This window comes from Paenibacillus germinis, from assembly GCF_013141785.1.
GTDB classification, from domain to species: domain Bacteria; phylum Bacillota; class Bacilli; order Paenibacillales; family NBRC-103111; genus Paenibacillus_E; species Paenibacillus_E phytorum.
In genome coordinates this window covers 1-15803 of sequence record NZ_WHOC01000161.1, presented here as the reverse complement: position 1 = coordinate 15803, position 15803 = coordinate 1, and the positions used below count along the sequence as shown (strand labels likewise).

General features: G+C 44.6%; 13 protein-coding genes. All 13 read right to left on the bottom strand.

Translation table 11 applies throughout. From position 1 onward, the window contains the following. Nucleotides 1-6: 6 nt before the first annotated feature. The 13 genes from GC102_RS31260 to GC102_RS31200 all read right to left on the bottom strand — a co-directional run bounded on the left by GC102_RS31260 (nucleotide 7) and on the right by GC102_RS31200 (nucleotide 14891). Nucleotides 7-1266, bottom strand: coding sequence for a Gfo/Idh/MocA family protein (locus GC102_RS31260; RefSeq protein ID WP_171692969.1), 1260 nt, complete (start codon nucleotides 1264-1266; stop codon nucleotides 7-9). Between the two features lie 19 nt (nucleotides 1267-1285). Then, nucleotides 1286-2176 (bottom strand): carbohydrate ABC transporter permease, encoded by an 891-nt coding sequence (locus GC102_RS31255; protein ID WP_171649231.1) that lies wholly within the window; start codon nucleotides 2174-2176, stop codon nucleotides 1286-1288. A gap of 18 nt (nucleotides 2177-2194) precedes the next feature. After that, nucleotides 2195-3064: an ABC transporter permease gene (locus GC102_RS31250; protein ID WP_171649268.1), complete on the bottom strand. Its 870-nt coding sequence runs from the start codon at nucleotides 3062-3064 to the stop codon at nucleotides 2195-2197. A gap of 117 nt (nucleotides 3065-3181) precedes the next feature. After that, nucleotides 3182-4885: an extracellular solute-binding protein gene (locus GC102_RS31245; RefSeq protein WP_171649230.1), complete on the bottom strand. Its 1704-nt coding sequence runs from the start codon at nucleotides 4883-4885 to the stop codon at nucleotides 3182-3184. A 140-nt stretch (nucleotides 4886-5025) separates the two neighbouring features. After that, nucleotides 5026-6711, bottom strand: a complete 1686-nt coding sequence (locus GC102_RS31240) for a response regulator transcription factor (protein ID WP_171692968.1) — start codon at nucleotides 6709-6711, stop codon at nucleotides 5026-5028. Next, on the bottom strand, nucleotides 6704-8449 hold the full coding sequence (locus GC102_RS40405; protein ID WP_171692967.1) for a sensor histidine kinase: 1746 nt from the start codon (nucleotides 8447-8449) through the stop codon (nucleotides 6704-6706). Before GC102_RS40405 ends, GC102_RS31240 begins: the two co-directional genes overlap by 8 nt. A gap of 459 nt (nucleotides 8450-8908) precedes the next feature. Then, the gene (locus GC102_RS31230; protein WP_171692966.1) at nucleotides 8909-9298 is read right to left on the bottom strand and encodes a glycine cleavage system protein H; all 390 of its coding nucleotides are present in this window, start codon (nucleotides 9296-9298) and stop codon (nucleotides 8909-8911) included. Nucleotides 9299-9379: 81 nt separating this feature from the next. Then, nucleotides 9380-9928, bottom strand: coding sequence for a peroxiredoxin (locus GC102_RS31225; RefSeq protein WP_047681044.1), 549 nt, complete (start codon nucleotides 9926-9928; stop codon nucleotides 9380-9382). 307 nt (nucleotides 9929-10235) lie between these two features. Continuing rightward, complete coding sequence (locus GC102_RS31220; RefSeq protein WP_216625559.1) at nucleotides 10236-10949, bottom strand: ABC transporter ATP-binding protein; 714 nt, start codon at nucleotides 10947-10949, stop codon at nucleotides 10236-10238. Continuing rightward, complete coding sequence (locus GC102_RS31215; protein ID WP_171692964.1) at nucleotides 10942-11724, bottom strand: ABC transporter ATP-binding protein; 783 nt, start codon at nucleotides 11722-11724, stop codon at nucleotides 10942-10944. Before GC102_RS31215 ends, GC102_RS31220 begins: the two co-directional genes overlap by 8 nt. 18 nt (nucleotides 11725-11742) lie before the next feature. Continuing rightward, nucleotides 11743-12750: a branched-chain amino acid ABC transporter permease gene (locus tag GC102_RS31210; protein ID WP_171692963.1), complete on the bottom strand. Its 1008-nt coding sequence runs from the start codon at nucleotides 12748-12750 to the stop codon at nucleotides 11743-11745. A 3-nt stretch (nucleotides 12751-12753) separates the two neighbouring features. Continuing rightward, nucleotides 12754-13662, bottom strand: coding sequence for a branched-chain amino acid ABC transporter permease (locus GC102_RS31205; protein ID WP_216628227.1), 909 nt, complete (start codon nucleotides 13660-13662; stop codon nucleotides 12754-12756). An 80-nt stretch (nucleotides 13663-13742) separates the two neighbouring features. Next, nucleotides 13743-14891 (bottom strand): branched-chain amino acid ABC transporter substrate-binding protein, encoded by a 1149-nt coding sequence (locus GC102_RS31200; RefSeq protein ID WP_171692962.1) that lies wholly within the window; start codon nucleotides 14889-14891, stop codon nucleotides 13743-13745. Nucleotides 14892-15803: the final 912 nt, after the last annotated feature.

Sequence of the window (15803 nt, the reverse complement as noted above, 5' to 3'; positions counted from 1 at the left end):
CACCGCCTATGCTCCATCGAATGTAAATTCTCTCATATTGACCACTCTTCGATCTAGCCTTGACCGCTCCGCAGCAAAAGCCATCAGGTGGCTCTGCACCGAATGAGCTGCAGAAGTTAACCCATTTCCTTGCCCGCCCTGCTGAACGAGCTTAACAAAATCACGGATCAGGCCGAAGTCACCGCCTCCGTGACCAATATGCCCTCCAGGTGTTTCAAGTGAGATTTGCTTTGTCGTACCTGTTTCAAAATCAATGACTTCAATCTCATTTTTTTCCATGGCAGCGCGAATTTCGCCTTTTGTTCCCATCAGCTTGAGGGTTCGACTGCAGTCATTCGTAAATGCGCTCATCGTAAAAGCAGCCGTCACTCCATTAGCAAACTCCATATTGACGACTTGATGGTCAACTACATCATTGTCGCAATGGTACACGCATTTCCCGTATGGCCCCTCTTGCAGCGCTTTCGTTCGGGCTTCCAAGCTAAGATCATCACTGATCGCTGAAGTAGGCCAGTGTATATTATCCGTAAGATACACTTTAGGCGCATAGTATGGACATGTATCCGAGACTGGGCATCCGTCCAAGCATCGCTGCGGTGCTCCCTTCGGGGCATTTTCCATTTTAAAGTGAGACAACGATCCGAAAGATGATACATGGGTGCAATCTGCCCCTGCTAACCAAAGAATAATATCCAGGTCATGACAGGATTTGGCCAAAATCATCGGACTCGATTCGGCGGCTTTGCGCCAATTGCCTCTGACAAAGCTGTGCGCCTGATGCCAATAAGCCACATTCTCATTATGTTGAATGGACATAAGCTGCCCAATCGCTCCCTCGTTCAACAACGTTTTGATTGTTCCGAAGAAATCCGTATAGCGAAGAACATGACAAATTGAAAATACTCGCCCATATTGTTCCGAACGCTCACCCATACGGATACATTCCAGCGGATCGGGGGACATCGGTTTTTCGAGTAGTACGTGATATCCCGCTTCCAATGCTTTCATCGTCGGTTCATAGTGCATGTTGTCCTGCGTACAAATAAGCACGGCATCCGCCAATTTAGGTCTGGCCAATAAATCCTCCCAGCTCTCAAAACACATCTCATCAGACAATCCGTGCAGCGATTTAAACTTTTGGCTTCTCTGCTGGTTCGGTTCTGCAACGGCAACTACCTGCAGCTCATCCGGATGTTCAAGCGCATATCCCGTATAATTGACTCCTCTTTGTCCAGCTCCGATTAATGCAATTGTAATTTTCCCCATTGTCTATCCCGCCTTATTTTTATTCCTTCACACTGCCTACTGTCATACCTTTGATAAAAAATCTTTGTACGAACGGGTAAACCATGAGAATCGGCAGCGCACCCATGAAAATCTGCGCAGTTCGGAGCGTTTTCTCGCTGAGATTCTCCAGCTGTTTGAGCTGATCGACATTAACGGACTGCATTTGTGCATTCATGGCTGTTATTAAGGTGGAAAGATATGTTTGCAGCGGATATTTGTCCGGCGAGTTCATATAGAGAATGCCATCAAACCATGAATTCCAGTGCCCTATAATGGTAAAAAGCCCAATGGTTGCGATCGCCGGCAACGATACAGGCAAATATATTTTCCACAGCAAAGTCCAATGATTGGCTCCGTCGATCGTAGCCGCCTCTTCCATTTCTTTCGGAATGCCTCGGAAGAAGTTCAGCATCATAATCATATTCCATACATTCAGTGCTCCAGGCAAAATAAGCGCCCAAATCGTATTAATCAGCCCGGTCGATTTCACGATCATATACGTCGGAATAAGTCCTCCGCCCAAAAAAATCGTAATCGCAAAAAACCACACATAGACAGTTCGGGAGCGAAACTGCTCCGTTTCTTTGGCAAGCGGATAAGCAGTAATGAAAATTAGAAACATGTTGATTGCCGTTCCGAGCACGACCCTCTCCAGCGAAACACGAAGAGACCTAATAAATTCCACCTTATGTCCGAGATAAACGTAAGCATCGAGTGTAAATCCGATCGGCAGCAGCTTAACTTCGCCAGCCATCGCCGCCGTATTGGAACTTAACGATACGGCCAAAAGGTGAATGAACGGCACGATCCCTATAATTGTTATGAATGTCAGTACCAAAGCATTCATCACGACGAAAAGCTTTCTGCTTAGCGATGGTTTATAAACCATATGAAATCCCCCAGCCATCTAAAATATTCGGTAATTGCTGAATTTGTACGCAAGGTAGTACGATAACGATACCAAACCGACAGAAATGCCTGACTTAAACAACCCCACTGCCGCTGCAGGCGCAAACTGTTGACTGAATAGGCCTAGCCTGTAAGTGAACGTGTCAATAATATCAGCACCCTGATAAACGGTTGGATTATACATGATCAAGATTTGATCAAACCCTGCGTTCAATACATTACCCAGACTTAAAGTGCTCATTAAAATAATGATGGGCATCATGCCCGGCAATGTGATATGGATCATTTGTTTCCATTTGCCAGCGCCATCTACTTCTGCAGCCTCGTAAAGACTTGCATTGATGCCTGTGATGGCAGCCAGAAAAATGATCATATTGTAGCCCATACCTTTCCAAACATCTGAGCCGACCATGATGGCTCGAAACCAATTGTTGCTGCCCATGAACATAATCGGTTCCAGACCAAAGCTTGAAATGATGTCGTTAACCGGGCCCCTCAATGAAAATAACTCAAGAATGACCCCGCCCAGTACGGTCCACGCGAGAAAAAACGGTAAAAAAATGCTTGTTTGGATCATTCGCTGAAACCACTTCTTTGTAATCTCATTCAGTAGAAGCGCCAATACGAGCGGAACGAGTAAGGAAAAGGCAATTTTTAAAGATGAAATGAGTATCGTATTCCACATGACCTGATGAAAGTCCGGCAGATTGAATACATATTTAAAGTTTTTGAACCCGACCCATTTCGATTTAAAAAAACCAAGCACCGGTTCAAATTTTTGAAAAGCCATCACGACTCCCAGTATAGGGCCGTAAGCATATACAAGTGTCACCAACACGCCAGGCAGCAGCATCAGATGCAGCGGCATTTCTGTTTTTATTCTCAACTGTGAAGCCTCCAATCGCACACAAATTCAAACGTCCCATTTTAAAAAAATGGGGGAGAGATTGTAACAAACTCTCTCTCCCCCGTTCTATGGTTCACCTTATTTTACGGCATTCTTCGTGTACCACTCGTTTACTTCCTTCGTAATATCGTCTCCGCCAAGCTTCTTCCAGCTCTCTACGTATTTGTCGAATTCGCTTATAGGTGCACCCATAATGATTTTTGTATACGTTTCGTCGAGAAGTTTATCAAGCTGCGCTCCCTTTTCTACCTGTGTTTCCGTCGGAACACCGTAGAACTCGTTGAAGAACACTTGCTTGCTGTCACGAATTTGGCGCGTTATGCCCCAACCGCCATTTTTGTCTGCACGGCTGTAGTATTGACCCCAATTTGAACCTTTGGTTGCGTTCTTCGTATCGCCTGCAAGGAACTCCTTAGTTGCCTTAAACACGTCCGCGACATTTTTATAATTATCATCATCAAGCGTAATCGCCTCTTGCTTCGCATCCAAGGCCTTGTTAACCTCTGTGTAAATGGTTTCAATTTGAGCAGGGTTGTAGATTCTAGGCACGAACCAATTGTAAACATACCCGTTTTCCGCTTTGTTTTTCTCCAGATACTGTTTTTTGCCCATTTCGAGGTAGAAGTTAATCATCTTAATCGCAGCTTCCGGATTTTTCGCTTTTTTGTTAACAGCAATAATGTGACTCATCCGCACTTTGCCTACCATCGATTTCCCTGGCTGACCATCCAGCGATGGAATTTGATAAGCTTCCCACTCTGCATTTGGATCCTTATCCTTGTTAATATTGAGCGGCCAGTTCGGGTACCACCATTCACCGTACGAAATACCGACCCTGCCGGCAACAATATCTTCCACAACCTTGTTCTCGTCTTTCAGCGCAAATTCCTTATCAATAAGCCCTTTTTGATACCAAGACTGCAGCTTAGCCAAGGCATTTTTCGTTTCAGGCTGGATTTCACCTGCTGCAAGCTTGCCGTCTTTTCCTTTGAGCCAAGATTTTGGAGCCGTACCATAGCCGTTGAAAACACCCCTCGCATCAAATCCCCAACCAATGAGGGCTTTCTGCATCGCAATGCCATATCGATCATTTTTACCGGTTTTGCCAGGGTCATTTTTGACAAAGGCATCCGCTATTTTTTCCAAATCGTCAATGGTTTTCGGAGGCTGCAGATTAAGGTTGTTCAGCCAATCCTTCCGAATCCACAATAGCTGTGTCGATAAATACGGATCCTCGAAACCAGGAATACCCAACAGTTTGCCATCGGTTGTTGTGGTCTTCATAGCAAACCCGCCATCCACCTGCATATAATTCTTTAAAGCGGGAGATGCATATTTACTATAAGCATCCGTCAGATCTGCAAGCATGCCCTGACTTTTCAATTTCTCAAATTGCAGCGCATCCAAATCCAAGATGTCAGGCAAATCTGCGGAAGCAACAGCAAGAGAAAACTTTTGCTCGTATTGTTCTGTCGGTACGCTCCACAAGTATTTCAGATCAATATTCAGCATTTCTTTCAAATCTTTCAGATAGGCATTCTGATCGGGTGTAATTCCCTTTGGCGTTTTCGGGTCTTCTGGAGGACGGAAACCTAGCACTTCGGTAACGGTGACCGGTTGAGCGTATTTCCCCAATGGATCTACGGTTTCGTTTTTTTGGGTATTGGAAGTTTGCTGCGGCGCACTCGTAGAGCTTGAAGCGCTTTCATTATTGCTGCAAGCCGCTAACGATGCAACCATCAGTGTAGTCATGAGAACAGAACTGACATGCTTTCTTTTCATGTTTTACCCCCCATATTTTCGCAAATTGAGAACTAGCGTTGTTAACGAACTATGGTAAAGGCTCGAGCTTTACACTATTTATTGTAATGCTGGGGGACGAATATTCGCTATAATAAACTATTTACATCGTTCTGTTTTGTTTACTTCCTCGTTTTATGAATGATAGTATCCCTAAATTCCTGTGGTGACACCTCTTTCATTTTCCGAAAAAATGCCGTGAAGTAGGAAGGAGATTCAAATCCCAATTTCAAAGCAATTTCATTGATTTTCACCTGCATGTCCTCTAGCATGCTCACCGCTGCTTCCGCTTTGGCTGAATTGATGTAGTCGGAAAGATTGCGCCCTGTTAGCTGCTTATAAAAACGTGAAAGATACGAAGGATTAAAATAAACCACTTCAGCGATTCTCGCAAGAGAAAGATCTCCACCCAAGTTTTCGTTTATGAACCTATGAATTCGCTCAACTAACAAATTTTCACCCTTGTCAACTTGCTCTTTCTTCTCCATGCATATCTGTTTGCCAAGCTCTATATAAAAGGCTTCCGTTGTTAGCCAATCACCGGGAATGTCCATCATGGCAAAATTTTCGAAATGCCTATGATCCTTGATTCTTTCCGTAATATTTTGCCCATTGATATAGGCTAAGAAGACAAGTACGAACATATAGTACCTTTCAAGTCCGACAAGATAATTTTGACCCATATCCACTTTCAAACTGCTGATCAGATCCCTACAAACGATTTCTGCTTGCTGCTCGTCCCCTTCATCCAGCCTTTTTTCAAGCAATCGCAGTTTTTTGTTGAATTCATCCGAGTAAGCGGAAACCTTCGCCGGTTCCAATTTGAAAAACCCGTTCGTCATACCGAGGTCCATAATCGTCATTTTGAGCCCAGCTGCGGATCTTTTCCTAATCATTGCTTTCATAAGTTCAAATTCCTTATGAATGCTGTCCCATTCGACTGCTCCCCTTGAAATGATGAAAGAAACGTCTAATTGAAGCAGATCGCGGCACGCATTTTGAACCGATTCAAGTACTCCTTTTAAATAGGTGACTAGGCCTCCCCAATCGATCGCATCGTCTTCACTTCGAAACCTGTCCGTATCGGAATTCAGCTGAATGAACCAAACAATTGTCGAATTTTCATACACTATATCTTCGTTTATCATCGAGGAAGGCAAGTATTGCTCAACTAAGTTCCTAACGGAATAAAGCGCATTTCGTTTATTGGCATACGACATGCCTTCCGGCCAACAGTCCATTTTGCCAACAAGCATCAATACAGGGGAATCCCCCTTCAGCTTTAATTCTTGTCCCGCAAATAGGTCTTCGGATAAAAGATCGGCTGCATTTTCGCCTAAAAGTAAAGCTTCGAACATTTCTTTATTCAATAGCGGTGCCATGACCAGCATTTGCTTCCGGGCCTTATCAACAAGATCATTGTTCGTGAGCTCATCCTCTATTTTCCTTAACGCATTAGTAACCGCACCGATGACAACCTTATCTTCTTCGGTTTTCAGAATATAGCTTTCCACATTTTTTTGAATGGCTGTGTACACATAGTCAAACTCGTTGTGCCCCGTCAAAAAAATAATTTTGCAGGAAGGCCAGTAAAATAAAATCTCATCCATCAACTGCAATCCGTTTTTCTCTGGCATGCGAATATCGCTGAGAACTACATCAATCTTCGTCTTTTTGATAATTCCAATCGCCTCAAACGCTGAATATGCCTTACATATGTCGAGATCGAGTTCCTCTCTTTCCTGAAACATCTGTACAAGCCCTTCGACAATTGCCGGCTCGTCGTCAACAATTAAAAGTCTATGCATCGCTGCCGCCCCCATAATTGAATTGAATGATGATTTCTGCTTTCAGTCCCCCATATTCACTTCGGGATACAAATAGCCCGCTCTCCTCGCCATACTTCAGTCGGATTCGATTACAAACATTGATGATGCCTGTTTTTTCAAGCAAATTGAAGGAATTGGCGAGTCTCTCTTCCAGGGAATGAATAAACTCATCCGTAATTTTATTTCCGTCATCTTCCACACATATGCACAATCTATGATTCTCACAAGTAACTGTGATATGGATACTGCCGCCTTTGCGTTCGTTCTCAAAAGCATGTTCAAACGTATTTTCGATTATCGGCTGCAGGATCAGACGCGGCACCATGAGATGTTTGCACGCATCCGGAATTTCCTCCGCAACGACTTGAATCCGATTGGAGAATCTAATACGTTGGATTTCCACATAATCCATGGCATGTCGATACTCCTTTGCGAACGGTACCTCATCTTCTCCGCTTCTTGTAACAAACTGATAATAACTGCCCAGCTTCTGAGCAAATGTGGCAACCGTTTCGTAATCTTTGGCCTTACACATCATGTAAATATTGAAAAATCCATTGTATAGAAAATGAGGATTGATCTGCGATTGCAATTGCTTTAATTCGGAATGCTGCAGCGCTATTTTTTGTTCATAATTTTGTTGAATCGATTGCTTAAGCTTGTCTATCATCTTATCAAAGCTTCTATACAGGTAACCGAACTCAATGTCATTTTTCGGCCTTATCGAAATGTTCAGGTTATCCGTTTCCAGCGTTTTGAACGCCGCAATCAACTCTTTCAGCGGATTATGAATCATCATTTTGACTGAAAATGAAAAAACAAGAATGATGGCCATCGAGACCAAGGACATAATGATTAACCAAACATTGAATCTCTTGAGAGACCCTGTGAGCTCATTTTGATTTACATAGGAAAAAAGTGTTAGTCCGAGCGTACTTATTCGGTTGTAGGCGACCCAGTAGCTTTGATCTCCGACTTTAAGGACATTACTGTCCAAGGTTTTGTAATTCTGCTCTTTAGAAACGGTATTGTATATACTTTTGACAATGGCATCTTCATGCTTAGGTGATATATCGAAACTAAACGTTTCATTTGTGAGAACAGCACCCGCATCGCCATAATTTCCTACTAGTTGATTCAGTGTCTTTTCCAATTTTTGGACGGATAGCTCCAAATAGACGATGACACTTGAATTGTTTGCAAACTCGATAAAAAACAATCGGCCATTGCTGTAGTATAAGGATGGTTTGGGTGAATATTTAAAGAACTTTTCAATCACCTCATACTCCTGATTCGGCAGCTCAGTGATTCCGCTTTGCGTAGAGATCGTTCTACCGAATGATTTCAAATATACCCCGGTATTGAGCAAATACACACTGGAGTTCTGTATGGTGGCCAATCGTTCCTTTACCCTTTTAACGAGTTGGATTTCTTCATAGTCATCAAGTGTGCCTGATAGAAAGTTTAGCTTCTGGAGATCGGAATCGTTGATAACCTGCAGCTGCTGGTTTCGGATGAAAGAGATTTGATCATCTAACTGGTTCGAGTAAAATTGTACTTTGGATTGGATTGAATTCGAAAATTCCTGTTTGATAAAGGATTGACCCATCATATTCATCAACAGATTTACTAGGTAGACAGGAATAATCAATGCGGTGAACACGATAATGACTTTTTGAAAAACGTACAATTTGGGCAGCTTAGTTGTTTTTTTCACATTTCCTCCCTGTTGGACCGTTCATAGTTCAATCACCTCTCATCATATCAAAAAAATTTGTGAAAGCGTCTACCTTTTCACCTAGGCGAGCTAATCCAAGTTATCCACGCGTACCTCAGTTAAATGATGTTGTAAAAAGTACAACAATTGCTGTCCAAATCTCACTCCTCTCCCTTCGTTGTTGCATAACGTACAACAATTTCGCCCCATACAGGCGTTTTTGCAACAAATGGACTCAAAATGTTGTACAATCTGCAACTTCAAGTGGCAAAATAGCCTTTTGGCGTGTGAATTGTTGTAGGAAATACAACATTGATAAACTCTATTGCCCATCTTCCCTCACGAAAGCTGAATGACTCTAAAATCGGAAACTTGCCATTCTAATTGGTTTATATACAAAAAAAGAATGCAGGACCCCAATGAAGTGGTCTTGCATTCTTTACTTTTATAGCCCAGATCTTAGTCTTCCAGCGAAAACTCCCGATCATAAGTTTCTTCTTCCCATAGCTGCTCCAGCTCAGATTCTTGACTCCACTGAATCGTGAATAGCCAGCCCTTATCATAGGGGGATTCGTGAATCAGCATTACCGCTCTTTCCAGCAGCCGATTGACTGATGTTATTTTGCCGGATAAAGGGGCTAGCAGATCGTTTTCATCGTCCGCTGCAGTCTCAACAGAGCCAATGAATTCCCCCTTGCTCACATGAGTATCCTGATCTGGGAGCTCGATAAAAACAATCATTCCCAGCTCGCTGATCCCGTACTCCGTTAACCCGACAACAGCTTTTTCCCCGTCGAGCCTGATCCAGTAGTGATCTCTTGTATATTTCAAATTCGTCGGAACCGTCATGTCCGCTCTCCTTCATGAAGAAAAGCTCCCCTGCTCGCATTCGCATGCCAACCAGAGGAGCTTCTCTATGTATTCAAAAGCTTATTTTACAACCAGGTTTTTGTCGCCTGGTTTCCAGTTCATTGGGCACAATCCGCCGGATTGAAGCGCTTGAAGCACACGAAGTGTTTCTTCTACGCTGCGGCCTACGTCGTTGTGGTTAACAACTTCGTATTTCAATTCGCCTTCTGGATCGATGATGAACAGACCGCGAAGCGCGATACCTTCTTCTTCGATCAGAACGCCGTAGTCACGTGCTACGGATTTCGTGATGTCAGCAGCAAGTGGGAATTCCAATTTGCCAAGACCATTATCGTTGATTGGAGTATTGATCCAAGCTTTGTGTGTGTGGATACTGTCGATGGAAACACCAAGAATCTCAGTGTCCAATTCTTTGAATTGAGCAGCAGCATGACTAAGTGCTGTGATTTCTGTTGGACAAACGAATGTGAAGTCCAATGGGTAGAAGAATAATACTAACCATTTTCCTTTGTAATCAGACAAAGAAACTTTACCAAATTCTTTACCGTCACCTGTAGCGGTCTCCATTGTAAAATCTGGAGCTTGTTTACCAACTAAACGCTCTGCCATGGGTATGATTCCTCCTCAAATCTATCTTATTCGTATAAAATGGTAACATCCGACTAGATGAAAGTCAATAATTAGATCGGATACTATATAATAATTATTATAATATATGAAGACCTGATGAACATGAACGATTTCGCTTCCCTATGTACGCTTTTGGATGCCCTGATCCCCTTCATTGAGGTTAAAAAAATCAATTTACAAGCAGTAGGGGCTGTCCCAAATGTCATAGATAGATGACTTTTGGGACAGCCCCTGCTAATCCTTGAAATAAACCGTTCCTACGAACCGGCTCTGCCAAATGATAGGCTTAATGTGCGCCTAGGTAGGCTTTGACGATGTTGTCGTTGCTGCGAAGTGCTTCCGAGCTTTCTTCCATTGTAATGTTGCCCGTCTCCAACACGTAACCCCGGTGGGCTAGTTTGAGTGCAGCCTTGGCATTCTGCTCTACCAGCAAGATCGTTGTCTTGTTCTGTTCGTTAATGTTTTTAATGATCTTCATGATTTCAATGACGATAATGGGAGCTAGCCCCATGGACGGCTCGTCGAGCATTAGCAGCTTCGGCTCGGCCATCAGCGCCCTGCCGATCGCAAGCATCTGCTGCTCGCCTCCGCTTAACGTACCAGCCATTTGTTTATGACGCTCTGCTAATCGAGGGAACATGTCGAAAACCATGGCGATTTTTTGCGCCGTCTTTGATTTGGCGCCTTTTTTGGTAAACGCGCCGAGCTCCAAGTTTTCCGTTACTGTCAGCGCGGCAAAAACGCGTCTGCCTTCCGGAACATGGATCAAACCTTTTTCCACGATGGCATGCGCATCGGTCGTCGTGATGTTCTCGCCGCCAAACGACACCGAACCTTCCGAAGGACGGATAAGACCGGAAATCGTTTTTAGGATCGTGCTCTTACCGGCTCCGTTAGCGCCGAGCAGAGCAACAATTTCACCTTGTTTCACGGTAAGGGATACGCCCTTAACCGCCTGAATTTTACCGTAGTACGTCTTCAGGCCGTTCACTTCAAGCAGATTCATCGGTTTCATCCTCCTTTCCGAGATAGGCTTCGATAACGAGCGGGTTATTTAATACCTCATCCGGCGTTCCTTCCGCGAGCTTTTGTCCATAGTTAAGAACGAGAACCCGCTCGGACACTTTATTGATAAGCCCCATATCGTGCTCGATCAGCACCACAGAAATCTTGTAAGTTCGGCGTATTCGACCGATTAGATCGATCAAATCCTGCTTTTCAGTAAAGTTGAAGCCTGCTGCCGGTTCATCCAGGAATAGGACTTTCGGCTGAATGGCTAGCGCCCGGGCAATTTCCAAATATCGCTGCGCCCCGTATGGCAAGTTTTTGGCTCGGCGGTTTCTGTACTTGTCAATGCCAACAAACCGGATGCATTCTTCCGCGACACTCAGGATCGTTTCTTCTTCCAGCCGCTGCGCTTTCGTATGAAACAAGGCGCCATAGAGGCCCTGCTTCGTTCGAGAATGCATCCCGGCCATGACGTTCTCGAGAACCGTCAAATTCGGGAATACCCTGAGGTTTTGAAACGTTCGCGCCATGCCTTGCGCTGTAATCTGATGCGGCTGCTTTCCGACGATATTCGTGCCATTAAATACGATTTCCCCGCGCGTCGGTCGGTAAAAGCCAGAGAGCATATTGAACAGCGACGTTTTACCTGCACCGTTCGGTCCGATTACGCTCATCACGGTTTCATTTGGAATGTCGAAACTCAAATTGTTCACGGCTGTCAATCCGCCGAACTGCAGATGCAAATTTTTGACTTGGATAATCGGCATAAAGGGTTTCACCTCCGGTTACTCATCAGTATCTTCTTTGTCGGGGACGAGCCCTTTAGGACGGAAAATCATTAAAATTACAAGCGCGACGCCGAATACTAGGTAACGGTAACGATCGACGCCGATGTTCAAATGAACGACTTTGTCGAAATCCCGAAGCAATTCCGGTATGACGATAACAAGAACGGCTCCGATAATAACACCTGATACTCGGCCTACTCCGCCGAGAATGACGGCGAGCAAAATCATCGTCGATTGCATGAAGCTGAAGCTTTCCGGCGCGATCGCAGTCATCTTGACAGCAAAGATGGAACCGGCCAGGCCACCGAGCATAGCGCCCATCGAGTAAGCAGCAAGTTTCGATCGCGTGCGGTTGATACCCATTGCTTCCGCTGCATCTTCATCTTCACGGATATAAGCCCAGGAACGACCAATTCGCGAATTTTTCAAACGCAAGGATACGAAGATGACGATCAGCATAAGCGCGAGGATTGCCCAGAACGAATAGCTTAAATTGTTGATCGTTACGCCACCAAACTGCACCGGAGCCGGAAACGGGCTCATAATGCCGTAAATACCGGAGGCGCTTCCTGTAAAATCGAGATTTTTGGCAGAGATGCGAACAATTTCGCCGAACCCTAGTGTAACGATGGCCAAGTAGTCGCTGCGCAAACGAAGCGTCGGAGCTCCAACAAGAATGCCGGCTAAGGCCGCCAAAGCGCCACCTATTAGCATCGTAGGCCAGAAATTCATATGAAACTGGGTCATCAGTATGCCTGTTGTGTACGCTCCTACTGCGAAGAAGGCGGAGTACCCGAGATCGAGCAGTCCAGCATAACCGACGACGATATTCAGCCCGAGTCCAAGACAAATGTAAAACACGGCCAGAAACCCAACGTCAAGCCAGTAGTTGCCTGCGTAGAACGGAAATAACGCCGCGGCAACGAGTAGCATCCCAAGCAGTAAGGGCTTGCGCTTCTCCAGTAATTTCGGTTTAGCAACGGTATGGTGTATCGTTTTCTCCATCATCTACATCCTTTCCGTCACTTTTTTTCCAAGCATGCCGGTTGGTTTCAAGACTAGCAATAAAATGAGAATAATAAAGGCAAATACGTCCTTCCACTCGCTTCCGAGCGCATATGTCCCGAATGTTTCCAGAAGTCCAAGTACAAGACCGCCTAGCATGGCACCCGGAATGCTGCCGATTCCGCCGATGACTGCTGCAGTAAACGCTTTCAGTCCAAAAATGAAACCCATCATAAAGGTGATGGTACCGTAATAAGTTGCGTTCATCATACCTGCCGAGGCTGCGAGAGATGAGCCTACAAAGAACGTAAGCGCAATTACGCGTCTCACATTGATGCCCATCAAGCTGCAAGCCGTCTGGTCAAGGGCGATTGCCCGCATCGCCTTCCCATAAATGGTTTTGTGGATAAACAGCTGCAGTCCAACCATGAGTAGGAGCGAGATGGTGATGATCCCGATTTGCGTATAAGTGATTTGCGCACCCAACAATTGAAAACCTGCCGTCGGGAGCGTAATCGGCATAATATGCGGCTTGGAGCCGAATGCTGCCATCACGCCGTTTTCAAGAACAAGCGACATGCCTACCGCGGTAATAAGAATGGACAGCTTCGGTGCCTTCAAGAGAGGACGGTAAGCAATCCGTTCAATACCCATCCCAAGAAATCCGGTTACAATCATTGAAATGACAAAGGCAGCCACTAATCCTAGCACGCTTCCTCCCACGCCGGTAAGCTTCGCAAGCACGGTATAGCCAACGAAAGCGCCAGCCATGAACACGTCGCCATGGGCAAAGTTCAGCAATTTGATAATGCCGTAAACCATGGAATAGCCCAGAGCTATTAAAGAGTAGAACGAGCCGATGATGAGCGCGTTGATCAACTGTTGAATAAACAAGTCAGTCGTTATTTGCAAGGCGGGCACTCCTATTCCTGTTAGAGTGGCGTACGGCGCCTTCTGGCACCGCACCACTCCAAAATTGTTTGAAATCTCTATTATTCGGCTTTCAAAAAGCTGCCGTTCTTGATTTGCAACATCACGAAGTTCGATTTTTTTAGCGTACCGTTGTCGTTAAAGGCTGTTTGATCAGAATTCAGAGTCTTAAGTTCCGTTTTCTTCAAAGCAGCTGCGATTGCGGCTTTGTCCGTGGAACCCGCACGTTTGATCGCATCGGCCATAATGTTCATACCGTCATATTCAAGTGCGGAGTAAGGACCTGGCTCCTGGTTGAATTTCGCTTTGTATTCATCCGTAAACTTCTTCGCTTCTGGCAGCAAATCTGCCGTTGGCGGCGTTGTGATAAAAGCTCCTTCAACCGCGCCTTTGCCGGCGATCTCGACGATTGTTTTATCGTTTGCTCCGTCACCTACGCCGATAATTCCGCTAACGCCCTGCTGCTTGAACTGTTTGATAAACAATCCGCCTGCTTTATAGTAAGCAGTCCAATACGTTGCATCCGGCTGAGCTTGCTTCAGCTTGGAAACAAGCGGGGAGAAGTCTGTTTCATCCGGATTGATCGCGTCATAGACGACGACTTGTCCGCCTGCAGCAGTAACTGCCGCTTTCGTACGTTCGGCTAAATCTTTTGCATAACCGGAATTATCGTGGATGATGGCGATTTTTTTCGCGTTTTTCTTTTTCATCATGTAATCGGTTGCAATCTCAGCTTGGTGAAGAGTCGTACCGTTGATCATGAATATTTCCGGGAACTTCTGATCAGATATTTTCATCGAGTTCGCAGCGGTAATGACCATCGGAATTCCGCTTTGATGGTAAACGCCTGTTGCCGGAATCGTTGCCCCGGAGCAATAACCGCCTACAATTGCGGTAACACCTTGAGACACCAGTTTGTTAGCTGCCGCCGTCGCGGTTTGTGGATCACAAGCGTCATCTTCAGCAGCCAGTTTGATCTTTTTGCCGTTGATACCGCCTGTCCCATTGATTTTCTCTACAGCGAGTTCAGCGGCTTGTTTCATATCTTGTCCCATTTTCGCTTCGTTACCGCTTAGTGGAAGCTGCAGTCCAATCAAAATGTCGCCATCGGCAGCTTTACTGCTGGAGGTCGTTCCTTGTCCGCAAGCACTCAAAATCATCAAACTCGTGATAGCGCTTACAACAAACATGCTCTTAATTCGGTTATTCATAGTAGACCCCCTAGTTGTGTGTTCGATGTTCATTCTATACACAAAACAGGAAAATGTGTACAAGAAATATTTTACATTTGTGTTTATTGTGTATATTATCTAATTGTTCATTGTTGTATATGAACAATTTTGCACATATTTTCCATACTGTTAGAAGCGCAGCACACCTTTCTCGAAGTGTCGGCGCCTAGAGCGAAGCTTCCTATAATAAATGAATGGCTTACGCCGCTTCCTCCACTACTCTATCTCAATAGCTTTGCAAAAATCCGCAACTAACTATCCTATCTAAAATAAAATAAGCTTAATCGCCTCCCCCCTAACCCCAAAAAGTATTATTTCATGAAAAAGAGGTTGTCCCAATAGTAGTTAAACCTACTAGACAATTCCCCTTTTAAGGTCATTTGACCTTATGGAACAACATTCTAATCGGTATTCCGAACGAAATGATGCTGCTACTGGATTTTTCCAATGGAATCAACTCTCTTGCCTTGAAAATCGTACTTTTATTGGAATAAATCCAATGGAATTGACTTTCAGGCTATCAAATCTCTACTTCTATTGGAAAAATCCAATGAAAGTAGCTTCAGGCTTTGAAATTCACAAAGTAGGAGCTGAATATTTCAAATATGATTTTGGAACAGCCCCATCGCGGGGACGATTCCACAATTGACCACTAGAAAGGTTGATCCGAGCGAGGGCTTGCATTATGGATTACGAAGTTATTCAACAGAAACTGTTCAACCATTTCATCCGAATCACATTATTTTTAAACAATGACTGTTCAAATACAAAATAATAGTGTATATTTCATTCATACAATTAAACAACATTGTTCAATTCTTCTGGGGGAATCATACATGGAAATGATGCTGAGAAACATGTTTCAATCGTTGGGCAAAAGCCGCTCTGCGA